Source organism: Salipaludibacillus sp. CUR1 (assembly GCF_021028955.1).
Classification (GTDB): Bacteria; Bacillota; Bacilli; order Bacillales; family Salisediminibacteriaceae; genus Salipaludibacillus.
Map to the genome: position 1 here is coordinate 12,110 of NZ_JAIWPE010000037.1, position 24,105 is coordinate 36,214.

At 46.0% G+C, this 24,105-nt stretch carries 20 protein-coding genes; 18 read left to right on the forward strand and 2 right to left on the reverse strand.

Annotated elements, in window-relative coordinates:
• The first annotated feature begins 39 nt into the window (after window positions 1-39).
• The 9 genes from K8O68_RS08410 to K8O68_RS08450 all read left to right on the forward strand — a co-directional run bounded on the left by K8O68_RS08410 (window position 40) and on the right by K8O68_RS08450 (window position 11,847).
• A complete protein-coding gene (locus K8O68_RS08410; RefSeq protein ID WP_230896463.1) occupies window positions 40-891 on the forward strand; it encodes a 3-hydroxybutyryl-CoA dehydrogenase in 852 nt (283 codons plus the stop codon).
• 25 nt (window positions 892-916) lie between these two features.
• Complete coding sequence (locus tag K8O68_RS08415; protein ID WP_230896464.1) at window positions 917-2,059, forward strand: acyl-CoA dehydrogenase; 1,143 nt, start codon at window positions 917-919, stop codon at window positions 2,057-2,059.
• 14 nt (window positions 2,060-2,073) lie between these two features.
• On the forward strand, window positions 2,074-3,225 hold the full coding sequence (locus tag K8O68_RS08420) for an acyl-CoA dehydrogenase (RefSeq protein ID WP_235788452.1): 1,152 nt from the start codon (window positions 2,074-2,076) through the stop codon (window positions 3,223-3,225).
• A 157-nt stretch (window positions 3,226-3,382) separates the two neighbouring features.
• Complete coding sequence (gene meaB, locus K8O68_RS08425) at window positions 3,383-4,354, forward strand: methylmalonyl Co-A mutase-associated GTPase MeaB (RefSeq protein ID WP_230896466.1); 972 nt, start codon at window positions 3,383-3,385, stop codon at window positions 4,352-4,354.
• A 4-nt stretch (window positions 4,355-4,358) separates the two neighbouring features.
• Window positions 4,359-5,042 carry a TetR/AcrR family transcriptional regulator gene (locus tag K8O68_RS08430; RefSeq protein WP_230896467.1) on the forward strand — a complete coding sequence of 228 codons (684 nt, stop codon included), beginning with the start codon at window positions 4,359-4,361 and terminating at the stop codon, window positions 5,040-5,042.
• A gap of 2 nt (window positions 5,043-5,044) precedes the next feature.
• Entirely contained in the window at window positions 5,045-8,293 is a 3,249-nt protein-coding gene (gene icmF / locus K8O68_RS08435; RefSeq protein ID WP_230896506.1) for a fused isobutyryl-CoA mutase/GTPase IcmF, read from the forward strand.
• A gap of 410 nt (window positions 8,294-8,703) precedes the next feature.
• Window positions 8,704-9,210, forward strand: coding sequence for a DNA-directed RNA polymerase subunit delta (gene rpoE, locus K8O68_RS08440; RefSeq protein ID WP_230896468.1), 507 nt, complete (start codon window positions 8,704-8,706; stop codon window positions 9,208-9,210).
• Window positions 9,211-9,483: 273 nt separating this feature from the next.
• Window positions 9,484-11,085 (forward strand): CTP synthase, encoded by a 1,602-nt coding sequence (locus K8O68_RS08445; RefSeq protein WP_230896469.1) that lies wholly within the window; start codon window positions 9,484-9,486, stop codon window positions 11,083-11,085.
• A gap of 285 nt (window positions 11,086-11,370) precedes the next feature.
• Window positions 11,371-11,847 carry a PaaI family thioesterase gene (locus K8O68_RS08450; protein ID WP_230896470.1) on the forward strand — a complete coding sequence of 159 codons (477 nt, stop codon included), beginning with the start codon at window positions 11,371-11,373 and terminating at the stop codon, window positions 11,845-11,847.
• A 228-nt stretch (window positions 11,848-12,075) separates the two neighbouring features.
• Here the strand turns inward: K8O68_RS08450 and K8O68_RS08455 are convergent, their stop codons facing one another.
• A complete protein-coding gene (locus K8O68_RS08455; RefSeq protein WP_230896471.1) occupies window positions 12,076-12,594 on the reverse strand; it encodes a DUF2529 family protein in 519 nt (172 codons plus the stop codon).
• A 314-nt stretch (window positions 12,595-12,908) separates the two neighbouring features.
• On the opposite strand from K8O68_RS08455, the gene K8O68_RS08460 reads away from it, so the two are divergent.
• From K8O68_RS08460 to K8O68_RS08500, 9 genes are all read left to right on the forward strand, one after another.
• Complete coding sequence (locus K8O68_RS08460; RefSeq protein ID WP_230896472.1) at window positions 12,909-13,271, forward strand: response regulator; 363 nt, start codon at window positions 12,909-12,911, stop codon at window positions 13,269-13,271.
• Between the two features lie 271 nt (window positions 13,272-13,542).
• Window positions 13,543-14,406 carry a class II fructose-1,6-bisphosphate aldolase gene (fba, locus tag K8O68_RS08465; RefSeq protein WP_230896473.1) on the forward strand — a complete coding sequence of 288 codons (864 nt, stop codon included), beginning with the start codon at window positions 13,543-13,545 and terminating at the stop codon, window positions 14,404-14,406.
• A 101-nt stretch (window positions 14,407-14,507) separates the two neighbouring features.
• Window positions 14,508-15,152, forward strand: a complete 645-nt coding sequence (gene fsa / locus K8O68_RS08470; RefSeq protein ID WP_230896474.1) for a fructose-6-phosphate aldolase — start codon at window positions 14,508-14,510, stop codon at window positions 15,150-15,152.
• Window positions 15,153-15,326: 174 nt separating this feature from the next.
• Window positions 15,327-16,613, forward strand: a complete 1,287-nt coding sequence (locus K8O68_RS08475; protein ID WP_230896475.1) for a UDP-N-acetylglucosamine 1-carboxyvinyltransferase — start codon at window positions 15,327-15,329, stop codon at window positions 16,611-16,613.
• A 73-nt stretch (window positions 16,614-16,686) separates the two neighbouring features.
• Window positions 16,687-17,652, forward strand: a complete 966-nt coding sequence (gene glpX / locus K8O68_RS08480; RefSeq protein ID WP_230896476.1) for a class II fructose-bisphosphatase — start codon at window positions 16,687-16,689, stop codon at window positions 17,650-17,652.
• A gap of 367 nt (window positions 17,653-18,019) precedes the next feature.
• The gene (gene rho / locus K8O68_RS08485; protein WP_093053018.1) at window positions 18,020-19,294 is read left to right on the forward strand and encodes a transcription termination factor Rho; all 1,275 of its coding nucleotides are present in this window, start codon (window positions 18,020-18,022) and stop codon (window positions 19,292-19,294) included.
• Between the two features lie 285 nt (window positions 19,295-19,579).
• Window positions 19,580-19,819 (forward strand): type B 50S ribosomal protein L31, encoded by a 240-nt coding sequence (locus K8O68_RS08490; protein WP_093053021.1) that lies wholly within the window; start codon window positions 19,580-19,582, stop codon window positions 19,817-19,819.
• A gap of 371 nt (window positions 19,820-20,190) precedes the next feature.
• On the forward strand, window positions 20,191-20,814 hold the full coding sequence (locus tag K8O68_RS08495; protein ID WP_093053024.1) for a thymidine kinase: 624 nt from the start codon (window positions 20,191-20,193) through the stop codon (window positions 20,812-20,814).
• 714 nt (window positions 20,815-21,528) lie between these two features.
• Complete coding sequence (locus K8O68_RS08500) at window positions 21,529-22,038, forward strand: hypothetical protein (RefSeq protein ID WP_230896477.1); 510 nt, start codon at window positions 21,529-21,531, stop codon at window positions 22,036-22,038.
• A gap of 554 nt (window positions 22,039-22,592) precedes the next feature.
• On the opposite strand, the gene K8O68_RS08505 is transcribed toward K8O68_RS08500, so the two are convergent.
• Complete coding sequence (locus tag K8O68_RS08505; protein ID WP_230896478.1) at window positions 22,593-23,921, reverse strand: FAD-dependent oxidoreductase; 1,329 nt, start codon at window positions 23,919-23,921, stop codon at window positions 22,593-22,595.
• Window positions 23,922-24,105: the final 184 nt, after the last annotated feature.

Sequence of the window (24,105 nt, forward strand, 5' to 3'; positions counted from 1 at the left end):
ACAATAGAGCATAAAAATGACAAGGGGGTTCAGTCCGGTATGGAAATACAAAAGGTTATGGTAATCGGGGCAGGACAAATGGGGTCCGGTATTGCCCAGGTGTGTGCGATGAACGGCTATGATGTGATGCTTCATGATTTAAAGGAAGAATACGTTGAAAAAGGACTTAAAGGGATAAGGAAACAATTGCAGCGCCAAGTAGAGAAGGACCGGATTTCTGAGACGGATATGGAACGTTTTATGCGGCAAATTCATTCATCTACACGCCTCAGTAACGCAGAAGAAGCAGATATTGTGATTGAAGCGGCATTGGAGAATATGGAAATAAAGAAAAATATTTTTGCCCAGCTGGACGAGTTTGCACCGTCCCACGCTATTTTGGCAACCAATACGTCGTCGCTTCCAATTACAGAAATCGCAGCTGAAACGAAGCGCCCTGAAAAAGTGATCGGGATGCACTTTATGAACCCGGTCCCTGTGATGAAACTGGTGGAGGTCATCAGGGGGCTGGCTACTTCGGATGAGACATTTAATACCGTTAAAAGTATGTCGGAATCATTAAAGAAAACACCGGTGGAAGTAAACGACTTCCCTGGTTTTGTATCAAACCGTATTCTCATGCCGATGATCAATGAAGCGATTTATACGGTTTTTGAAGGGGTAGCCACTCCTGAAGATGTGGACGAAGTGATGAAGTTAGGCATGAACCATCCGATGGGCCCTCTGACACTTGCTGATTTTATTGGTCTCGACACGTGTCTGTATATTATGGAAACCCTCCACGAAGGTTTCGGAGATGACAAATACAGGCCATGCCCGCTTCTGAGAAAATATGTGAAAGCAGGCTGGCTCGGCAAAAAATCAGGCCGTGGTTTTTACAATTACAGCTGATGACAACACATGAGAGGTGACCGCCATGAATTTCACATGGACAGATGAACAGCAGATGATGCAGCGGATGGTGCGCCAGTTTGCTGAAGAAAAAGTAGCCAAAGCGGCAGAACATATGGAAAAAACAGACGAGTTTCCCCGTCACATCGTAAAAGAGATGGGGGATCTGGGACTTATGGGAATTCCGATTCCCGAGAAATACGGCGGTTCAGAAATGGATTATTCCTCTTATATTCTTGCTATCCATGAACTGTCGAGAGTAAGCGCGGCAGTGGGTGTGATCCTGTCGGTCCATACATCAGTAGGGACTAATCCAATCCTTTATTTCGGTACAGAGGAGCAGAAGCAAAAGTATTTGCCTAAACTGGCTTCCGGCCAGTATCTCGGAGCCTTCGCCCTGTCAGAACCAGGGGCCGGCAGTGATGCCGCGGCTATGAAAACAACTGCTAAAAAGGATGGAAACGATTATATATTAAACGGTTCGAAGGCCTGGATTACGAGCGGAGGAGAGGCGGACACGTATATAGTCTTTGCTAAAACCGACCCTGGCGCCGGGAGTAAAGGTATCAGTGCGTTTATTTTAGAAAAAGATACACCGGGATTTTATGTCCTTCCTAAAGAGAAAAAAATGGGTCTGCACGGTTCCAACACAACCCCTCTGTCGTTTGAAGACTGCCGGATTCCTGCAGAAAATCTGCTGGGGAATGAAGGAGAAGGATTTAAAATCGCTATGGCCAATCTTAATACCGGACGGATAGGGATAGCGGCCCAGTCTCTCGGTATCGCCCATGGAGCGCTTGATGCTGCAGCAGCCTACGCGAAAGAAAGAAAACAGTTTGGAAAACCAATCGGCCAGATGCAGGGGCTTGCTTTTAAACTGGCTGACATGGCGACGGCTTTTGAAGCGGCCAGACTGCTCACCTACCGCGCGGCAGATCTCGTAGCAAAAGGGCTGCCGGCAGGGAAAGAAGCTTCCATGGCTAAAATGTTCGCTTCTGATGCGGCGATGAAAATAACAACGGAAGCAATACAGGTTTTCGGCGGCTACGGATATACAAAAGACTATCCAGTTGAGCGTTTCTTCAGGGATGCCAAGGTGACCCAGATTTATGAAGGGACCAATGAAATCCAGAGGATCGTTATTGGTAAACATTATTTAAGAGATTAATATAACTGAAGGGGATGGATACGGTGAATTTTCAACTGACAGATGAGCAGGAAATGATTCGTAAAATGGTACGCGATTTTGCAAAGAACGAAGTGGAGCCGACTGCGGCAGAAAGAGATGAAGAAGAACGGTTCGACCGGGCAATTTTTGACCAGATGGGTGAGCTCGGGCTGACAGGCATTCCGTGGCCTGAGGAATATGGCGGTATCGGAGCTGATTATGTGAGCTACGTGATTGCCGTAGAAGAGCTTTCAAGAGTGTGTGCGTCCACAGGGGTAACCTTATCAGCCCACCTTTCTCTTGCCGGCTGGCCGATTTTCAAATTTGGATCTGAAGAACAAAAGCAGACGTTCCTTCGTCCGATGGCTGAAGGAAAGAAGATGGGTGCTTACGGCCTGACAGAGCCTGGTTCCGGAAGTGATGCGGCTAACATGAAGACAACAGCTAAGCGGGACGGGGACGACTATATACTCGATGGGTCTAAAATCTTTATTACAAATGGCGGAGAAGCCGATTATTATGTCGTATTCGCTATGACAGACCCAGAGAAAAAACATAGAGGATGCACGGCCTTTATTGTTGAAAAAGAGATGGAAGGTTTTTCAATGGGTAAAAAGGAGAAAAAGCTTGGCATTCGTTCTTCTCCCACACTGGAAATTATTTTCGACGGGGTGCGGGTTCCACAGGCAAACAGGCTCGGCGAAGAAGGAGAAGGATTTAAAATTGCAATGATGACCCTCGATGGCGGGCGTAACGGAATTGCCGCCCAGGCAGTCGGGATTGCCCAGGGCGCTCTTGACGCTGCAGTTGATTATGCAAAAGAGCGCAAGCAATTCGGGAAACCGATTGGTACCAACCAGGGAATCGCGTTCAAAATTGCTGAAATGGCTACAAAAGTTGAAGCCTCACGACTGCTCACTTACCAGGCCGCATGGAAAGAGTCGCATAATCTTCCTTACGGTAAAGAATCGGCTATGTCCAAGCTGTTTGCAGGGGATTCTGCGATGGAAGTGACGACTGAAGCCGTCCAGGTATTCGGCGGGTACGGCTATACGAAAGATTACCCTGTCGAGCGTTACATGCGTGACGCTAAAATTACCCAAATTTACGAAGGAACTAACGAAGTTCAACGACTGGTTATCTCTAAAATGCTGTTAAAAGATTAATAGTCTGCTTCCGGCCGGAAATTCCTCAATGAGGGCCAATAAGGGCGGAAAGAGACCAGTCTCTTGCGGACAGTGAACAGGCCCTCCTTAAAAAGGGCCTGTACGGGTTTACAGGCAAAACCAATACCAGATTTATAGAAAGAAAGGATGAGACACGATGGAGAAAAAAATAGCGGATGAACTTTTAAACGGAAAACAACGGGCACTGGCCAAAGCCATCTCCATCGTGGAAGACAGAAAGCCTTCTCACCGGGAACTTATGAAACAGATTTATCCGCATACAGGAAACGCCCATATTATTGGCATTACTGGCTCTCCGGGAGCGGGGAAAAGTTCGCTCGTAAACGGGCTTGTCCGTGAATGGCGAAAGAAAGGCCAGTCAGTGGCCATTGCTGCCATAGATCCAACAAGTCCTTTCTCTGGAGGGGCTCTTCTTGGTGACCGGATACGGATGCAGGATCATGAAGATGATGAAGGCGTTTTTATAAGAAGCATGGGGACAAGGGGGAGCCTTGGCGGGTTATCTGAAGCTTGCCAGGACACGGTCCGGCTGATGGAAGCTGCCAAGTTTGACAAGGTGGTTATAGAGACGGTCGGGGTCGGCCAGTCAGAACTGGATATTATGAAGACCGCGGACACGATTGCCCTCGTGCTTTATCCTTCCGGTGGAGACGTCATCCAGGCATTTAAAGCAGGAATTATGGAAATAGCCGACCTGTTTATTATTAACAAGGCTGATCTTCCCGGTGTGGAACAGCTTAAAGGGGAGCTGGAAGACTTGCTGCATATTACAAGTCTTCCGGAAAGCTGGGAACCGCCGATTTTACCGGCGATCTCTACAGAAAAGCGCGGGGTGTCCGAGGTGGCAGAGTCGCTTGATAACCATCACCGCCACTTGCTTTTATCAGAAGAAAAATCTGAACGGCGGATCAGCCAGAAGGAAAGCGAAGTGGAACGACGGCTGATTGAGAGATTAAAAGAGGAGTTCACTCCTTATATTAAAGAGTCTCTGAATCAAAGCAACCATGGAAAAGGGCAGCTGCAGGAGGCTGATCCTTATGAGTTGGCAGAAGTAATATATAAACAGTGGCTGGCAAAAATGAACCGGAATGAAGAGAGAGGAGAGTGAGCACGTGAAAAAGAAAGACGTACCGTCATTAGTGAAAGACCAGCGCCTGATTAAAAAAAGGCGGGGCCAGATTATTAAAGCGGCTGTCCGGCTTTTCAACGAGAAAGGCTATCATAAAGCGACGACGAGAGAAGTGGCTAAAGCGTCGGGGTTCAGTATCGGGACGTTGTACGAGTATATCGGTTCTAAAGAAGATATTCTTTACCTCGTCTGTGACGCGGTATATGACGAGGTCATGGGGAAATGGGAAAAGCTGAGGGATGGCAACCTGGAAGGCCTGGACCGGCTGTATCAGGTAATAGAAGCTTACTTCAGGGTCATACACAGTCTGCAGGATGAAGTGCTTGTCCTTTACCAGGAGTCCAAATCTTTATCTGACGATGCTCTCGCATACGTGCTTGAGAAAGAAATGAGTATGAAAGCAATGTTTGAAAAAGAGCTTAAGGAAGCGAGGAACTCAGGAATTATCAGTCTTCATGACGAAGAAATCTCCCTCGCCTGCCATAATATCCTTGTCGCCGGCCACATGTGGACGTTCCGCCGGTGGGCAGTCCAGAGAGACCATGATATTGATTCATATTGCAAATGGCAGATTGCTCAGCTGTTCAGAGGGTTTGGTTTAAACAAAAACATTAACGGCACCTTTCAAATATCAGAAAATAAGCCGGAAACGGAGGAAACGATATGAGCATGTATGAGCCGGTTCATCCAGTCAGATTTGTCACGGCTTCAAGTCTTTTTGATGGTCATGACGCTTCCATCAACATTATGCGCAGGATGCTTCAGGCCTCCGGAGCTGAAGTGATCCATTTAGGGCATAACCGTTCAGTTGATGAAGTGGTCCGGGCAGCAATCCAGGAAGACGTGCAAGGCATCGCCATCTCTTCTTACCAGGGCGGCCATATGGAATACTTCAAGTATCTGCACGATCAGCTGCAGGAAAAAGGAGCGGGCCATATTCAGATTTTCGGCGGAGGCGGAGGGGTCATTATTCCGTCAGAAATAAAAGAGCTTCATGATTACGGCATCGCACGTATTTTTTCACCGGAAGACGGCCGTAAACAAGGCCTTCAGGGAATGATAAACGGGATGATGGAAGCCTGTGATTTCGCGACGAGCGCCGTTCAGGATCTTCCTAAAGACTTGCTGCTGGAAAAAGACAGCGGGGCTGTGGCGAGGTTTGTGACGGTCGCTGAAAAGAAAGCCTTCGGCGAAACGATGACGAAAGATGAACACGAACAGTTTCAGCAGGCGCTTCTCGACGGCGAACTGCCGAAAGCGCCCGTACTTGGAATTACCGGGACTGGAGGAGCGGGTAAAAGTTCGTTGACGGATGAGCTCGTCAGGCGTTTTCTCATGGCGTTTCCTGATAAATATATTGCGATATTATCTGTTGATCCGACGAAAAAGAAAACGGGAGGGGCACTTCTCGGGGACCGGATCCGTATGAACGCTATCGATTCTTCAAGAGTGTATATGCGCTCGCTTGCTACAAGGGACAGCCGGCAGGAACTGTCTAAAGCAATCTCCGAAGCAATCCCTGTCGTCAAACGGGCAGGCTATGACCTGGTCATAGTCGAAACGAGCGGGATCGGCCAGGGAGATGCAGCTATAACCGATGTGGCGGATGTCTCAATGTATGTGATGACCAGCGAGTTCGGGGCACCTTCACAACTGGAAAAAATAGATATGATTGATTTTGCAGACTTAATTGCTATTAATAAATTTGACCGTAAAGGCAGTGAGGATGCGCTAAGAGAAGTAAGGAAGACCTACCAGCGCAGCCATACCCGCTTTGAAGAAGATCCGGAAGCTATGCCGGTCTATGGCACAATGGCCAGCCAGTTTAACGACCCGGGGACAAACCGTCTTTTTTATGAATTGGTTCAAGTGATTAATCAGAAGTGCGAAAAAGACTGGCAGACGGAGCTTGGCAAAGGTGATGAGATTAAGCTTCGCAATGCAGTAATTCCTGCCGACCAGATCCACTACTTGCGGGAAATTGCCAGGACGGTAAAAGGGTATCACGGGGAGACAGAAGCGGAAGTCAGCAAAGCCCGGCGGGTGTTCCAGCTTGAAGGGACTCTTGAACTTCTTGAAGAGCATTCAGCCTCGGGTACCGATACGGCAGAACTGGAAAAGCTGCGCGACTATTACCGCACCTCCATGCTTCCTGAAGCTCAAAAGGCTTTGGAAACATGGGAAGATAAGAAAAAAGCTTATAAAGAAGACCAGTATGTGATTAAGATCCGGGATAAAGAGATAGTGACTGATATTCAAACGAAAAGTTTATCAGGGCTTAACATTCCGAAAGTCTCTCTGCCTAAATTTGCTGATTACGGAGAGATTATCCGCTGGATCAGAAGCGAGAATGTCCCTGGTGAATTCCCTTATACGGCAGGCGTCTTTCCTTTTAAACGGAAAGGGGAAGATCCTAAGCGGCAGTTTGCCGGTGAAGGGGGCCCGGCGAGAACAAACCGCCGCTTCCACTACTTGTCAAAAAATGATGAGGCGAAGCGTTTAAGCACGGCGTTTGATTCGGTGACATTATACGGGGAAGATCCGGACCACCGTCCGGACATTTACGGGAAAATCGGAGAGAGCGGAGTGAGCATTTGTACGCTGGATGATATGAAAACATTGTACAGCGGATTTGACCTTGTCGATCCGTCCACATCCGTTTCGATGACAATTAACGGACCTGCACCGATCATTCTGGCGATGTTTATGAACACGGCAATCGACCAGCAGCTTGACCGCTTCCGTGAACAGGAAGGCCGGGAGCCATCTCCGGAAGAAGCAGCTGATATCAGGGCTAAAACGTTATCGGTTGTGCGAGGAACTGTTCAGGCTGATATTTTAAAAGAAGACCAGGGGCAGAATACATGTATTTTCTCAACTGAATTTGCTCTAAGGCTGATGGGGGACATCCAGCAGTACTTTATCGACCATAAAGTTCGAAATTACTATTCTGTATCGATCAGCGGCTATCATATAGCTGAAGCGGGGGCGAACCCGATCAGCCAGCTGGCATTCACCCTTTCCAACGGGTTTACCTATGTTGAGTATTATCTGAGCCGGGGAATGGACGTCAATGACTTTGCTCCTAATCTGTCCTTCTTCTTCAGTAACGGCCTCGATCCGGAATATACCGTTATTGGCCGGGTGGCCAGGCGTATATGGGCAGTCGCCATGAAAAACAAATATGGAGCCAATGAACGGAGTCAAAAGCTGAAATATCACATCCAGACGTCAGGACGTTCCCTCCATGCGCAGGAAGTGGATTTCAATGATATCAGGACGACCCTGCAGGCTCTGCTTGCCATTTATGATAACTGTAATTCGCTTCATACGAACGCATACGATGAAGCGGTGACCACGCCGACTGAAGAAAGTGTCCGGCGGGCGATGGCGATTCAGATGATTATTACGAAAGAGATGGGTCTTGCTAAAAATGAAAATCCGCAGCAAGGATCCTTTATAGTTGAAGAACTGACTGACCTGGTGGAAGAAGCTGTTCTGCTTGAGATGGAGCGGATCAGCGACCGCGGCGGGGTTCTCGGCGCAATGGAGACTCAGTACCAGCGCGGAAAAATCCAGGAAGAGTCCCTGCTGTACGAGACGAAAAAGCACAGCGGTGAGCTTCCGATTATTGGGGTCAATACGTATCTCAACCCGAACCCGCCATCTGAAGAAGAATTCGATATGGAACTGGCGAGGGCATCTAAAGAAGAAAAAGAAGCGCAAATTGAAGATTTGAGAAAGTTCCAGAGCGAGAATGAAGAGCAGGCAGAAGAAGCGCTGCATAGGTTAAAACAAACAGCCCTCTCTGGAGGAAACCTGTTTGAAGAATTGATGCACACCGTCCGCTCTGCAAGTCTCGGACAAGTTACCGGCGCTCTCTACGAAGTAGGCGGGCAATACAGACGAAACCTTTAAAAATGCCAGCATAAACCGGCCCCTCCCGGAGGAGCCGGTTTATTTTCCAGTAAATGGGGGGTATGACCCCATTTTGCAGATTCTTTTCATTTGCCTGGTTGGCCGGCGCCATCAAAAAACTTCGCCTGACTATGGCATAAATGATAAAATTGTGTTTATAATGGAAGGTATGGATTTACAGGCTGGCAAACAAAGACTGACTAACAACTGCAACAAATGACTTAATGTAATACTTGTATAAGATCAAAAAGGTTTAAATACAGCAGCCTTTTTAGTACTTTAACAAAGTATCACTCTGTTAAAGGATTAAATCAGTATAAAAAATCTAAGGCTTTTGCCGGAAATTGGCAGTAAGCCCGGATTTATTGAAGAAAATTTGCCAATATTTATGGTGAAAGGATGTGCCCATAATGAGTTTAAAGGATTATACTGAAGAACAGCTTCAGGAAACATCAATGATTGAAATTGCCAACGATCTTCTCACTGAACAAAACAATCCGATCGAGTACCACTCTCTGCTGAAACAGGTGGGTGAGGCTAAAGGACTTTCCGATGAGCAGCTGACAAATCGCATCTCCCATCTTTATACCGAAATGTCCATGGACGGCCGTTTCGTTAATTTAGGAGATAACCGCTGGGGACTCCGCTCCTGGTATCCATTCGACCAGACGGAAGAAGACCTTTCCCAGGAAGCGACTAAAGCGCGGAAAAAGCGTGCTAAGGAGAAAGAGGAAGAGGAAGGGTTATACGATGATCTTTCTGAAGACTTCGATGAATTCGAAGATCTGGAAGATGAGCTGGATGACCTCGCCAACGAAGAAGATACAGACTTTGATGAAGTGGAAGATGATGATTTCACGGATACCAATGATGATAGCGAAACAAGCGATGAAGAAACTGAGGAAGAGGAACGTTAATAATAGGCTTGACTTTTCCCTCTGATATCGCTAAAATCATTTTTGGGCTTTACAAAAAGTTTAACTAAAAAGCTAATGATATATAAGAAAGGAAAGCGCCGTAGTGTGCTGCCCTTTCTAAAAACAAAAGTGCCCCCTTTTACCTTATGTGGATAGAGGGGGCCTTTTGTTTTTTTAATTTTATATAACTGTTGAAGCAGACTAACTGTCACAGCAGATTTTTATAATCACCCCGGCCAGTATCTAAATCATTAAAAAGTGAGGGAAAGAATCATGTCAACAAAGTATATTTTTGTCACAGGCGGAGTTGTATCATCATTAGGGAAAGGTATTACTGCTGCTTCCCTTGGGCGTTTGCTGAAAAACAGAGGAATGAAAGTGACTATCCAGAAGTTTGACCCGTATATTAACGTGGACCCTGGAACAATGAGCCCGTACCAGCACGGAGAAGTATTTGTCACAAACGATGGGGCTGAAACAGACCTCGACTTAGGGCACTATGAACGGTTTATCGATATTAATCTAAATAAATACAGCAACGTCACTACAGGGAAAGTCTACTCTTCCGTCTTGAAAAAAGAGCGTCGCGGTGACTACCTGGGCGGGACTGTCCAGGTCATCCCTCATATTACCAATGAAATTAAAGAGCGTGTCTTCCAGGCAGCGAAAGAAGGAAGCCCGGATGTAGTCATAACTGAAATTGGCGGAACTGTCGGGGATATTGAGAGCTTGCCTTTCCTGGAAGCGATCAGACAAATTAAAGGGGATGTAGGCGGAGAGAATGTTATGTATATCCACTGTACATTAATTCCTTACCTTGCAGCTGCCGGTGAAATGAAATCAAAGCCGACGCAGCACAGTGTTAAAGAACTTCGCAGCCTGGGCATTCAGCCGAACGTGATTGTCGTACGGACTGAGCGCCCTGTCCCTGAAGAAATGAAGGATAAGATTGCTCTTTTCTGTGATATTGACAAAAATGCAGTCATTGAAGCCCGGGATGCCGGAACACTGTATCAGGTCCCTCTCGATCTTCAGGAACAGAAACTTGATCAGTTTGTTTGCGATTATTTGAATCTTTCTTGCGGCGAAGCGGATATGACTGAATGGCTCGGCCTCGTTGAAAAAGTGACGAACTTGTCTAAAAAAGTCCGTATTGCCCTTGTAGGAAAGTATGTCGCTCTTCCAGACGCCTATTTATCAGTGGCTGAAGCAATGAAGCATGCAGGATTTGCTTTCGATGCCGATGTAGAAATCGACTGGGTCAACTCCGAAGAAGTGACAAAAGAGAATGTGGCTGAGAAGCTGGCAGGCGCTGATGGCATCTTAGTTCCTGGCGGATTTGGAGACAGAGGAATTGAAGGTAAAATAAATGCCATTCAATTCGCCAGAGAAAATAAAGTGCCATTCCTCGGCATCTGCCTCGGAATGCAGCTAGCATCTGTAGAATTTGCCCGGAACGTATTAGGATATGAAGGAGCCAACTCAGCAGAACTGGATCCTGAAACAAGCCACGCAATTATTGATTTGCTTCCTGAACAAAAAGATGTGGAAGACTTCGGCGGCACACTTCGGCTTGGCCTCTATCCTTGTAAACTTAAAGAAGGCACACAAGCTTACAACGCATATGACGAGCAAGTGATTTATGAACGCCACCGTCACCGTTATGAATTTAACAACGAGTACCGCGAACAAATGGAAGAGAAAGGTTTTATCTTCTCAGGTTTAAGTCCAGACGGCCGTCTCGTTGAGATTATTGAAGTGGAAGACCACCCGTTTTTTATGGCTTCCCAGTTTCATCCGGAATTCGTTTCCCGGCCGACACGTCCGCAGCCTCTGTTCAGAGATTTTATCGGGGCGAGCGCCACAGGAAAATAAGGAATACCAGTAAATTAAACCGTCTCATCCGGGCCTGCGTTTTGCAGGCAGGGGGTGAGGCGGTTTTTTATGCGCAGGCATTGCTTTCGTTAAGCTATGTTTTCCAATAAAGTCCTGGAATTAAAAAAGGGTTCCAGCTGCTTATGTCAAATACTACTAGAAGAAGTAACTTCTTCTTCCTTCTGGTAAAAATGCTTTAAGCGATGGTCTTTACGAGGTCGTGCCGTTGCGGAATCGTAAAGGAAGCTGCAATGGCCGGTAATTTAAACTAAAGAGGTGAAAAGAATGGATCAAGTGACGCATGCTATTCAAGACTATTATCCTGAAGATTTTGCCCACTGCTTCGGCTGCGGGAGAATGAATGAACAGGGCCACCAGTTCCGTACTGGCTGGGACGGGGACAAAACTGTAACGATTTATTCGCCGAAGGAAGAACACAAAGCGATTCCAGGCTTTGTATACGGCGGACTGATCGCTTCTCTTGTGGACTGCCACGGTACCGGTTCGGCAGCGCTGGTTAAGCACAGGGACAATGGGCTGGAGCCGGAAGACGCGGAAGACGCTCCCCGCTTCGTAACAGGATCACTGGCAGTGAAATATTTAAAACCGACCCCACAGGGAGTCCCGCTTCGTGCGGTAGGAAGGCACGAAAAGACAGAGGGTAAGAAAATTACAATAAAAGTGGATGTCTATGCTGAAGATGCCCTTGTAGTAACAGGAGAGGTCACAGCTGTGGAAATGCCGGATACATTTAAAAAATAACATTTCATTAAAAAGGCGGCTGCCTGATTTAAAATAAGGCAGCTGCCTTTATCGGAAATAAGGTCCGCTCAGTGAGCGAGAAAGCATCCGAGCGGGCCATATACCGCCAATAAGCTCCGTTCAGTCATCCGGGCAGCTGCCTCTACTTATATAAGAGGGTCTTCTCAAATCAGTCGAGACGGACGCCCCCTTTGCCTCCCGGAATAGAAAAAATCCCCGCTTTTTTGATCACATGTCATGTTCTTCAAGAATTTCCATAACTGAAAAGTACAAACGATAATAAATGTGGAGCCCTATTAAGAGGTGGGGTTTGCCAATTCGGTTTCCTGATTCCATCGGAACAAGCCCGTGCTGGATATGAGTGTTAAACGAGAAATCAGCTTTATCCTGCCATACATTTTTTTCTGCATTATCTCCTGAACAGATGGAAATAACGGTGGCGCCCTGCTTTTTTGCTTCATCAGCCAAATGCTCTAAACGCGGGTTTTCCAAGCTTGATGAGGCAGTAACAAGCGTATCCATTTCAGTAAAAGAGGGGGCTTTGCCTATTTTTATGCTCCCGGGGATCCGGTCTTCTCCCGAACATGCCTGGATCGTTAATCCTTCCATTTCATTATCGCCGCACCAGAAGAGGCGGCCGTCACTTATGACACTTTGGGCTATGGCTCGTGACGCATCTTCTATGTCTTCTTCATAGTTATTCAAACGTTTGATTAAACCTGTTAATTGAGTGGTGAAAATCTTCATTTCTTCAATCGTCTCCTTTCTGAAGAATGCTCTGTAAAAATTATTTTACCAGTTATGTGCAGGGTTTTCCCGCACGGCTGGAGAAATACATGAAATAACCGAAGTTGTTTTTTATCGAACAGTCCGATATAGTTATATCTAAAGTAATGGTAAAACGGTAGATACTTACATAATTATGGCGAATTTCTAAAAGATAGCTCTGTTTTACTAGAGGAATTAGTATAGTTTTAGAGAATGTTTTATTAAAGAAGGATAAAACATTCATTGTTATCATTCAATTTAATAGACCGAAGACTGGATGGGGAGGACGTTTTATGAGCGAAAAAGTGCTGATAGTAGATGATCAATTCGGTATTCGTGTCCTTTTGAAGGAAGTTTTTGAAAAAGATGGTTATGAAACTTATGATGCTTCCAATGGAAAAATGGCACTTGAACTGATTGAAGAAAAACACCCGGATCTTATACTGCTTGATATGAAAATTCCGGGAATGGACGGGCTTGAAATTCTGAGGGAAATCCGCAACCGGGATTTAAATGTCAACGTTATTATGATGACAGCTTACGGAGAGCTTGAAATGATAAACGAAGCAAAGAAACTTGGCGCGATAGCCCACTTCGCCAAGCCGTTTGACATTGATGAAGTCCGCAAAAAAATCCGCACCTTTTTCGATTCTTAAAAGCCGGCTTTATTTTTGTGAATGAATTTGTCATAATATAAACGTGAAAAACACAAGCTATATGCTATAATGAGTTTGTGCGTCTGTCGAAATGTAAGCCCGGGACCGCGGAAGTTCAAGGCTTTTTTCACTTAAAACGTCCGAAACGTACAAATGGCAAAGATTAAGGGGGGAGCAGTTTTCCTCATAATCGTGTTATTTGTATGTTTGTTTTGTGAGAAGCATCAGGACAGACGAATCACGCACGGTAAATCAAAGGAGGATTTAAAGAATGCCTTTAGTATCAATGAAAGAAATGCTCGAAACAGCAAAAGAAAACTCTTATGGAGTCGGCCAGTTTAACTTGAACAACCTTGAGTTTACTCAGGCGATTCTGCAAGCAGCCCAGGAAGAACAGTCACCGGTTATTTTAGGTGTATCTGAAGGTGCTGCCCGCTACATGGGAGGTTTCTATACCGTTGTATCAATGGTTGAAGCACTTATGGCTGATTATGAAGTTACAGTTCCAGTAGCTATTCACTTGGACCACGGTTCAAGCTTTGAAAAGTGTGTGGAAGCAATGTATGCCGGATTTACGTCTGTTATGATTGACGGATCTCACTACCCGCTTGCGGAAAACATTGCGTTAACTAAAAAAGTGGTTGATGTAGCTCACACATTAGGTGTATCTGTAGAAGCTGAGCTTGGCAGAATCGGCGGCCAGGAAGATGACCTGGTTGTCAGCGATGCTGAAGCCGCTTATGCGATTCCTGCTGAATGTGACCAGTTAATCCGCGAAACAAAAGTAGACTGCTTCGCGCCTGCATTAGGTTCAGTCCACGGTCCTTATAAAGGGGAACCAAACCTTGGATTTGACCGCATGGAAGAGATCTCTAACCTGACTGATGTTCCTCTTGTTCTTCACGGCGGAACTGGAATTCCGACTCACGACATCAAAAAGGCGATTTCTTTCGGTACAGCTAAGATCAACGTTAACACTGAGAACCAGATTTCTTCTGTAAAGCGTGTTCGTGAGGTATTAAACGAGAATCCTGAAATGATCGATCCTCGTAAATATCTAGGACCTGCCCGTGAAGCAATCAAAGAAACAGTTATTGGTAAAATGCGCGAATTCGGATCTTCCGGAAAAGCTTAAATTCAGTATATTGACAGCACCAACACCCGTTGGTGCTGTTATAATCACTCAATAGTAAGCGCTGTCACTATGACTATGACTTTGGATGGAGAGGTGAAACAATGAAGTTTTTCATTGATACGGCTAATACAGATGAAATTAAAGAGGCTCATTCTTTAGGTATTCTGGCAGGAGTGACCACCAACCCTTCACTCGTTGCAAAAGAAGGAGTGGATTTTCATGAGAGGCTCCGGGAAATTACGAACATTGTTCCCGGCTCTGTGAGCGCGGAAGTCATTGCGACCGATGCGGAAGGAATGATTAAAGAAGGCAAAGAGCTTGCAGCTATTGCTCCGAATATTACAGTTAAAGTGCCGATGACACTGGAAGGGTTAAAAGCTGTCCGGACGTTCAGCGAATTAAATATTAAGACAAATGTAACCCTTGTTTTCTCGGCAAACCAGGCACTTCTGGCGGCACGTGCAGGCGCTTCATATGTATCTCCGTTTCTCGGGCGGCTTGATGATATCGGGCATAACGGCCTGGATCTCATCAAAACAATTTCAGAAATGTTTTACCTTCATGAAATTGAAACAGAAATTATCGCAGCATCGATCCGCCACCCTCAGCATGTGGCTGAATCAGCAATGAGCGGGGCGCATATTGCCACAATGCCTCTTAAAGTGATAGAGCAGTTAGTTAAACATCCTTTAACAGACCTCGGAATCGAAAAATTCCTGACCGACTGGAATAAGGCTAATAAATAAAACATGAAAGAGAGGCACCTTCGAGAAGGTGCCTTTCTTTCTATAGTATAGTAAACTTTACCCATCTTCTGAAAATTGATTGTCTAAATGACCGGTACATCGTGTAAAATGGAAATTAAGAAGTTTTACAGAAGATTTTTACACAACGTATGACAGAAGGGAAGCTGTTTTTAAATGGAAAAATTATTAATTGAAGGCGGTCATTCACTTGAAGGAACCGTTACAATCAGTGGAGCAAAAAATAGTGCAGTTGCGCTTATACCAGCTGCCATATTAGCTGACTCGAAAGTGACAATCGACAATCTCCCTGACATTTCTGATGTAGAAACGCTGGCCTTTCTGCTTGAAGAGATCGGCGGTAAGACAGAACTTGATAATGACACTCTCGTGATTCATCCTGAGAACATGTTCTCTATGCCGCTGCCAAACGGCCGGGTGAAGCAGTTAAGAGCTTCCTATTATATGATGGGAGCTATGCTTGGAAAATTTAATAAAGCAGTTATCGGGCTGCCTGGGGGCTGCAATCTTGGTCCGCGCCCGATTGATCAGCATATTAAAGGATTTGAAGCACTTGGAGCCAAAGTAACAAATGAGCAGGGGGCCCTTTACCTGCAGGCGGAGGAACTGAGAGGTGCAAGAATATACCTCGACGTCGTCAGTGTAGGTGCGACTATTAATATTATGCTTGCTGCAGTTAAGGCAAAAGGGCAGACAATTATTGAAAATGCAGCAAAAGAGCCTGAGATTATTGATGTAGCGACATTACTCACAAGTATGGGCGCGAATATAAAAGGAGCCGGTACTAACGTCATCCGGATAGAGGGGAAAGACGAACTTCACGGATGCCGTCATTCGATTATCCCGGACCGGATTGAGGCAGGGACGTATATGATTTTAGCTGCGGCTAAGGGCCGGGCGGTTAAAGTCGACAACGTGATCCCGCTTCACCTTGAATCGCTCAGCTCAAAGCTTCGTGAAATGAATGTCGGTGTTGGAGTAAGTGACGATGCCATCTACATAGAAAGTAAACCCGTATTATCGCCTGTAGATGTTAAAACACTTGTATACCCGGGTTTTCCTACAGACCTGCAGCAGCCTATGACGAGCCTTCTTACAAAGGCAGAGGGCTCCAGCATTGTAACAGATACTATTTATAATGCCCGTTTTAAACATATTGATGAGCTTAGAAGAATGGGAGCCAGTATTAAAGTTGAAGGCCGTTCGGCGCTGGTAAATGGCGGCAGCCGCCTGCAAGGGGCGAAAGTGAGAGCCTCAGACTTAAGGGCCGGAGCCGCGCTCGTAGTCGCAGGCCTCATGGCTGAAGGTGTCACTGAAATTACCGGGGTCAACCATATTGACAGGGGTTATGCTTACCTGGAGGATAAACTGAAAGGCCTTGGAGCAAATATTTGGCGTGAATCTCTTAATCCGGAAGAACTTCGTGAACTGAAAAGTTCCTGATATCAGCAGTCGCAGTTAAATTTTTATATTTAACGATATGTTTTATTTTTTAAAACAAAGGGGAGGAAATGAAATGGAACGGAGCTTGTCAATGGAGCTGGTAAGGGTGACAGAAGCAGCGGCCCTTGCCTCAGCAAGATGGATGGGAAAAGGCAGGAAAGAGGAGGCTGACCAGGCCGCCACTGAAGCTATGCGGGATGTGTTTGATACGATTCCGATGAAAGGAACTGTCGTCATTGGTGAAGGGGAAATGGATGAAGCGCCTATGCTTTATATCGGAGAACGGCTTGGAAACGGCTTCGGTCCCCGCGTGGATGTAGCTGTTGACCCGCTTGAAGGAACAAATATTGTAGCCAATGGGGAATGGAATGCTTTAGCTGTACTTGGAGTAGCGGATAAAGGCCATTTACTTCATGCGCCTGACATGTATATGGACAAAATTGCCGTGGGACCTGAAGCGGTAGGAAAAATTGATATAAACGCACCTGTAGCCGAGAATCTGGCGGCTGTTGCTAAAGCAAAGAATAAAGATGTTGAAGATGTTGTGGTCGCGATCCTTCGCCGTGAACGCCACAAGCGTATCATTGAAGAAGTCCGTTCAGCGGGTGCCCGTATTAAACTGATGGGCGATGGAGATGTAGCAGCCGCGATTAATACAGCGTTTGAAGACACCGGTGTAGATATGCTTCTCGGTTCAGGCGGCGCTCCTGAAGGCGTACTTGCGGCGATCGGGCTGAAATGCCTTGGCGGAGAAATCCAGGGTAAACTTCTTCCTCAAAATGATGAAGAACTGGCCCGGTGTAAAAAAATGGGAATTGAAGATGTTGACCGTGTCCTTTATATGAACGATCTTGTTACAGGTGATGACGCGATTTTTGCCGCCACAGGGGTAACTGACGGTGAACTTCTTAAAGGCGTGCAGTATAAAGGTTCAAAAGGAACGACTCAGTCTCTCGTTATGAGAGCCAAATCAGGAACTGTCCGATTCATTGACGGTAAACACTCACTTACAAAAAAACCGGATCTCGTTATCCGCTGAGGGGCCTCTCCCTCAGCTCTCCATCTGGAGGGTTGAATGGTATAGGAAGGTCGTCCCCCTTGTTTTACACAGAAAAATATGCTTAGATTAAGAGTGAAAATCCGGTTCTTCTCTGTATTTGAAATTTGCCGTGAGCTTACTTCAAATAACCCTTTCCTTACCTCACGATACTTCTGCCAACAACTTCTTGGTATTAAAATCATCCTTCATTCCAGTTTGATTGACACATCGTTTGATTTCATATATGAGAAGATTACTTTTTTAAATACAACTGCCTGCCTTCAGGGACAGGTCTACTTTCCGGAAGCTTCTGTTTCACTCAGACAAGCTGTTATGGAAAAGATTCAGAAAAGGTGTGATGAAACGCATGGGCGTGACATTGAAACAAATGGAGCATATGAAGCTCAAAGAATTATACGAATTGGCGAAAGAACATAAAGTACAGTATTACAGCCAATTGACGAAGAAAGAATTAATGTTTGCTATTTTTAAAAAGCAGGCTGAAAATGAAGATTTAATGTTTATGGAAGGCATTCTGGAAATTATCAGTTCAGAAGGATTTGGATTTTTACGTTCTAATACGTATAAGCCCAGCTCACAGGATATTTATATCTCTGCCTCACAAATCCGCCGTTTCCAGCTGAGAAACGGGGACACAGTCTCAGGTAAAGTGCGTAAGCCTAAAGAAAACGAACGTTATTACGGCTTGCTGCAGGTAGCCGCAGTAAACGGGGAAGACCCTGATAAAGCAAGTGAGCGCCCTCATTTTCCTCAGTTGACGCCTTTATATCCGGATAATAAATTAACGCTGGAATACCAGCCGAAAATGGTGGCGTCCCGTGTGCTTGATATGATCTCGCCTGTAGGCTTCGGCCAGCGCGGACTGATCGTTGCCCCTCCTAAAGCGGGTAAAACGCTGTTACTGAAAGAGGTAGCGAACAGCATCGCTGTCAACCACCCGGACGTGGAACTGATGGTGCTTCTTATAGACGAGCGGCCTGAAGAAGTAACTGATATGGAGCGTTCGGTTGATGGGGAAGTTGTCAGTTCTACATTTGATGAAGTGCCTGAAAATCATATTAAAGTAGCCGAGCTTGTTCTTGAAAGGGCGATGCGTCTCGTAGAAGCGAAAAAAGACGTGGTCATCCTTATGGACAGCATTACAAGACTTGCCCGTGCTTACAACCTGGTTATTCCGCCGAGCGGACGGACGCTTTCAGGGGGGATTGACCCGGCCAGTTTCCATCGGCCGAAACGTTTCTTCGGAGCGGCCCGTAACATTGAAGAAGGGGGCAGCCTGACTATTCTTGCTACTGCTCTCGTAGAAACAGGTTCCCGCATGGACGACGTAATCTATGAGGAATTCAAAGGAACCGGTAATATGGAACTTCATCTCGACCGCAAGCTGGCAGAGCGCCGTATTTATCCGGCCATCGATATCCGCCGTTCCAGCACGCGCCGCGAGGAACTGCTATTGCCTAAGAACCAGATTGAAAATCTCTGGGCGATTAGAAAAACAATGAACGACCAGCCTGACTTCCTGGAGCGTTTCCTGAAGAAAGTCCGCAGCACGAAAACAAACGAAGAATTTTTCGAGTCATTTGAACGCGAAAAATCCGGTACTTCCAGAAGCCGGAATTAAATTGCCGGTTCTTTTTTTAGGGGGCCCGGAGTACCGGCTGCCTGATATGCCGGGCAAGCAGTTAATCAGTGGCCTCAATCTTGAAACGGTGCCGGCCGATATCGTTGTTTTGGCAGCTTTTATGGAGCCGGAGTTCCGGCCGCAGAGCTCTAATTATTTTTTGCAGCCAGGCTATTGCAATCTTAGCTTCCAGTTGATATAATTTCGTCATGTGTGAAAAAGGTCTAATAGGACTTGAATCGTTACTCTGTTTCGAAAGATTCAGGGCGGAAGGAGATGAAAAGCATGAGAGAAGGAATTCACCCGAATTATCGTAAAGTTGTCTTCAAGGATACAAGTACAGGTTTCATGTTCTTGACAGGATCAACTCGTTATTCAAATGACACAGTTGAATTTGAGGGCGAAACATACCCATTAATCACTGTGGAAGTAAGTTCGGATTCCCACCCATTCTACACAGGTAAACAGAAGTTTGCCGATGCAGGTGGACGTGTGGACCGCTTCAAGAAAAAATACGGTATGTAATCAACAGCCGCAAAATGATCAAAACAGGCAAGGATTGCTCTTGCCTGTTTTTTTTATTACCAGTAAATGGGGGGTCTGTCCCCCCATTTACTGGTAAAAATAATTAGCCGGTTTTAAACAAAACGATCAGGGGAAAATGTAATCAAATGTCGAAAAAACCACACTCATGTCCCCAAAATTTAAAAACCTGCCCTTCATTCAAATAATAAAAGAACCGCCTAATTTCGAAAATATCCATTGTTTTGTTAAACAATGAAGCACTATAATAGAAGAGTCGTCATTCACTATACTAATTAAAATTTTTTACATACCACCTATATTCAGGGGGCTTTATAGGCCTCAAAGAACGAAAAGGAACGGGAGAGTCGAATATGCATTTAACTAGGAGAGAAGGCTGGCTGGAAGTCGTCTGCGGAAGCATGTTTTCGGGAAAATCAGAAGAGTTAATCCGCCGTGTGCGCAGATCCAGTTTCGGCCGTCAAAAAATCCAGGTCTTCAAACCACAAATGGATAACCGCTACAGTGAGAAGGAAGTCGTATCCCACAACGGCACCAAAATTTACGCACAGCCGATTCAGGAATCGGCAGATATTCTGAACAGGCTGGAAAAAGACACACAAGTGGTAGCGATCGACGAAGTACAGTTTTTTGACGAAAACGTCATTGAAATCGTTCAGTATTTAGCTGATGACGGTATTCGCGTGATCGTAGCCGGACTTGATCAGGATTTTCGCGGCGAACCCTTCGGTCATGTCCCTGTCCTTATGTCTTTAGCTGAAACAGTCACTAAATTGCAGGCAATCTGCTTATCCTGCGGATCGCCTGCAAGCAGAACACAGCGCCTGATCGACGGTAAACCCGCATCCTACGACGATCCGATTATTCTCGTAGGCGCTTCAGAATCATACGAACCACGCTGCCGCCACTGCCATGAAGTACCAGGCAAACCCCAGCTGGAAAACACTAAATGCCGCACCTACACCACAAACAACTAAAACAACACCTTCATCCCTCAGCAAAACAGCTGCAGGGCTTTTTTTTGCAAAAAAACTGAAAGGTAGATGCAATGGGCGTAGCATTCTTCACCTGCGACGAGCAAGCACAGCGGCGCAGGAGCACTCATGGTTGGAAGGGTTGGTGCAACGAGTGTAGCACCAACAAACGTATCAGGACGAAGCAGGGAGAAAAAGAGAGCTGTAAGGAGGTAAAAGAGTGTTTGGACAGGTAGGTGCAACGGGTGTAGCACCAACAAACGTATCAGGAAGAAACAGGGAGAAACAGGGAGCTGTAAGGAGGTAAAAGAGTGTTTGAAAAGGTAGGTGCAACGGGCGGAGCACCAACAAACGTATCAGGAAGAAACAGGGAGAAACAGGGAGCTGTAAGGAGGTAAAAGAGTGTTTGAAAAGGTAGGTGCAACGGGCGGAGCACCAACAAACGTATCAGGACAAAAACAGAAGAAACAGGGAGCTGTAAGGAGGTAAAAGAGTGTTTGGAGAGGTAGGTGCTACGTCTGTAGCACCAACAAACGTATCAGGACGAAAACAGAAGGAAAAGAGAGCTGTAAGGAGGTAAAAGAGTGTTTGAAAAGGTAAGTGCAACAGAGGAAGCGCCCGCCCATGTATAACTCGAACTTAAGAGAAAATAAAAGTACTGTATGGAATCATAGCCTTACGGAAAACCTAAAGCTATATGTATAAGGTGGTGAGGTTATGAAACAGAAAAATATATTTCTTTACACGCTTTTAATTATTCTTATGGTAGCCGGATGTAACGGACCAAATCCTCCGGAAATGGATGGAGAAGCTCAAGGGCAGTATCAGGGTGAAACCCTCTTCCAAAGAAAAGACTGGGGGAGAAGCCTGTTTGGGCCAGGACCCATCAATTACGAATCCATTAACCGTCAAAAAGAGCCCTACGACCCTATAACGGAATCAAACGTAACAGGGAAAAGTTTCCGGTCGCTGGATACTCCGCGTCAAACCGAAGCTGATGACCAGGATAAGATTGAAACTGCAATATATGATATGCCAGGGGTGACCCCGGGTATGGTTATTTTAATAGGCGGAAACGCGTGGGTGAACGTTATGCTGGAAGATCAGTACGAAACCTCCTCACAAGAGCAGGAAAGCCAAATATTAGCCGATATTGAAAAAAGGTTAAAAGAAGTTAATCCACGCTATGACTATAAGGTTATTATAAACAAATTTATGGAAGCTTAGGCATGGTGGGTGTTACGTAGGTGATACGTAGGTGCTACGGGATTAACAGTTAAGTAACACCCACCAACGTAGCAGGGAGATAACCGAAGGATACGGAAGGAAACAAGAGGTCCCGTCGGGTGGGTGATACGTAGGTGATACGTAGGTGCTACGGGAGTAACAGTTAAGTAACACCCACCAACGTAGCAGGGAGATAACCGAAGGATACGGAAGGAAACAAGAGGTCCCGTCGGGTGGGTGATACGTAGGTGATACGTAGGTGCTACGCAAGTAACAGTCAAGTAACACCCACCAACGTAGCAGGGAGCTAATCGAAGGATACGGAAGGAAACAAGAGGTCCCGTCGGGTGGGTGATACGTGGGTGCTACGTATGTGCTACGCAAGTAACAGTCAAGTAACACCCACCCGCTCCACCCGCACTTCCCAACCCCACCCAACCCCAAGCCATAAAAAGTGCGGTCAAGAGCCTGACAATCATGCTCTTGACCGCACTTATATTTTTCGCCCTATGCTTTCCCTCTATGCTATCCCTCTAAGCTGCCCTGACAGAAGGTTAAATTCGCCGGGCGCCCTGCTGGAGTGGGTCCCATGGGGAGTTGTAAGGAGGGGCGTAGCCGATATCGAGGTTTTCCATATCTTCGGTCGTCATCCGGTGATAAAGGGCCGTAGCTGCGACATCAATCCTCTTATCAATGCCGGTGTTTCCGACAGCCTGAACGCCGAGCAGCTGGTCAGTTTCTTTATGCTTAAGCATCCGGATGAAAATGGCGTCGCTTCCCGGGTAGTAATGGGAATAAGGAGCCGTATCGTAGCCGATCGCTTTATAGTTTAATCCCAGTTCTTTCGCTTCCTCTTCACCGATCCCCGTTTTTCCGATCGTGATGTCGAAGAATTTGACGACTGAAGTGCCGACCATTCCCTTGAATGTTTTTGTATGACCCGCAATGTTTGAACCGGCAATCCGGCCTTGTTTATTGGCGTGGGTGCCGAGAGGAACATAGTCATCTTTTTCTTTAATCCGGTTATACTGGGTGGCGCAGTCGCCGGCAGCATAAATGTTATTCACATTTGTTTCCATGTAAGGATTGACCAGGATGGCGCCGGAATCATGTAAGTGAACCCCTGTGTTTTTCATAAAACCGGAATTAGGTTTTACGCCTATAGCTACGACGACCATGTCGGCCAGGTATTCACCCTGGTCGGTAACGACACGTTCCACCCGGTTTTCACCTTCGAATGCTTTAACTGATTCACCAAGGATAACTTCTATTCCATTTTTCTCAGCTTCCGCCTGGATTTTTTCGCTGATTTCAGGGTCATAGGCTGATCCGAGCCGGTCGGCAAGGTCGATCAGACGTACTTTGCGTCCTCGTTCTACAAGGTTTTCCGCTACTTCAAGGCCGATGTATCCGCCCCCGACAATCGTGACATTTAAGACGTCTTCTTTCATATCCTCTACTATTTTCCGGGCATCCGGAATAGTTTTAAGTACGTGGATGCCATCCAGCTCATTTCCGTCAAATGGAGGCATGACAGGTGAAGCGCCGGCTGCCACCAGCAGTTTATCGTAAGGAACTTCAAACGTCTCATTTTTATCCGTCACGGTTCCCTTCACGACTTGTTCTTCAGGATCCACTTCTGTAACTTCGTGATAAATTCTCGCGTCAATTCCGTGCTTTTCTTCAAAGACTTCCCTTTTCCGGGCGATCAGATCATTGCTGTCCTGGACAACGCCTCCTATGTAATAAGGCAGTCCGCACTGGGCATAGGAATAAATAGCCCCTTTTTCGAGTACTGTAATCTTCCAGTCAGGCTGGGCTCTTACAATCTGCATCGCTGCACTCATGCCAGCTGCGTCGCCGCCAATAATCACCACATTCATTAGTTACTCCTCCTCTGTGAAAAATAGTATCTGTTTAAAAGTATTCCACTATTAACAGTTTATCAAACGTATACTTTACGGGGTATAATAAAAGCTCTTTTTATTGCAAAAATAACGCCGCGGCAATAAGCAATTGATTTTACAACCTATAGGTTCTATACTATAGAAGGACTAAAATAGTCAT

Coding starts and splice junctions, on each gene's coding strand:
- K8O68_RS08410 (WP_230896463.1), top strand. CDS start 40: ATGGAAATACAAAAGGTTATGGTAATCGGGGCAGGACAAATGGGGTCC.
- K8O68_RS08415 (WP_230896464.1), top strand. CDS start 917: ATGAATTTCACATGGACAGATGAACAGCAGATGATGCAGCGGATGGTG.
- K8O68_RS08420 (WP_235788452.1), top strand. CDS start 2,074: ATGGATACGGTGAATTTTCAACTGACAGATGAGCAGGAAATGATTCGT.
- meaB (WP_230896466.1), top strand. CDS start 3,383: ATGGAGAAAAAAATAGCGGATGAACTTTTAAACGGAAAACAACGGGCA.
- icmF (WP_230896506.1), top strand. CDS start 5,045: ATGTATGAGCCGGTTCATCCAGTCAGATTTGTCACGGCTTCAAGTCTT.
- rpoE (WP_230896468.1), top strand. CDS start 8,704: ATGAGTTTAAAGGATTATACTGAAGAACAGCTTCAGGAAACATCAATG.
- K8O68_RS08445 (WP_230896469.1), top strand. CDS start 9,484: ATGTCAACAAAGTATATTTTTGTCACAGGCGGAGTTGTATCATCATTA.
- K8O68_RS08450 (WP_230896470.1), top strand. CDS start 11,371: ATGGATCAAGTGACGCATGCTATTCAAGACTATTATCCTGAAGATTTT.
- K8O68_RS08455 (WP_230896471.1), bottom strand. CDS start 12,594: ATGAAGATTTTCACCACTCAATTAACAGGTTTAATCAAACGTTTGAAT.
- K8O68_RS08460 (WP_230896472.1), top strand. CDS start 12,909: ATGAGCGAAAAAGTGCTGATAGTAGATGATCAATTCGGTATTCGTGTC.
- fba (WP_230896473.1), top strand. CDS start 13,543: ATGCCTTTAGTATCAATGAAAGAAATGCTCGAAACAGCAAAAGAAAAC.
- fsa (WP_230896474.1), top strand. CDS start 14,508: ATGAAGTTTTTCATTGATACGGCTAATACAGATGAAATTAAAGAGGCT.
- K8O68_RS08475 (WP_230896475.1), top strand. CDS start 15,327: ATGGAAAAATTATTAATTGAAGGCGGTCATTCACTTGAAGGAACCGTT.
- glpX (WP_230896476.1), top strand. CDS start 16,687: ATGGAACGGAGCTTGTCAATGGAGCTGGTAAGGGTGACAGAAGCAGCG.
- rho (WP_093053018.1), top strand. CDS start 18,020: ATGGGCGTGACATTGAAACAAATGGAGCATATGAAGCTCAAAGAATTA.
- K8O68_RS08490 (WP_093053021.1), top strand. CDS start 19,580: ATGAGAGAAGGAATTCACCCGAATTATCGTAAAGTTGTCTTCAAGGAT.
- K8O68_RS08495 (WP_093053024.1), top strand. CDS start 20,191: ATGCATTTAACTAGGAGAGAAGGCTGGCTGGAAGTCGTCTGCGGAAGC.
- K8O68_RS08500 (WP_230896477.1), top strand. CDS start 21,529: ATGAAACAGAAAAATATATTTCTTTACACGCTTTTAATTATTCTTATG.
- K8O68_RS08505 (WP_230896478.1), bottom strand. CDS start 23,921: ATGAATGTGGTGATTATTGGCGGCGACGCAGCTGGCATGAGTGCAGCG.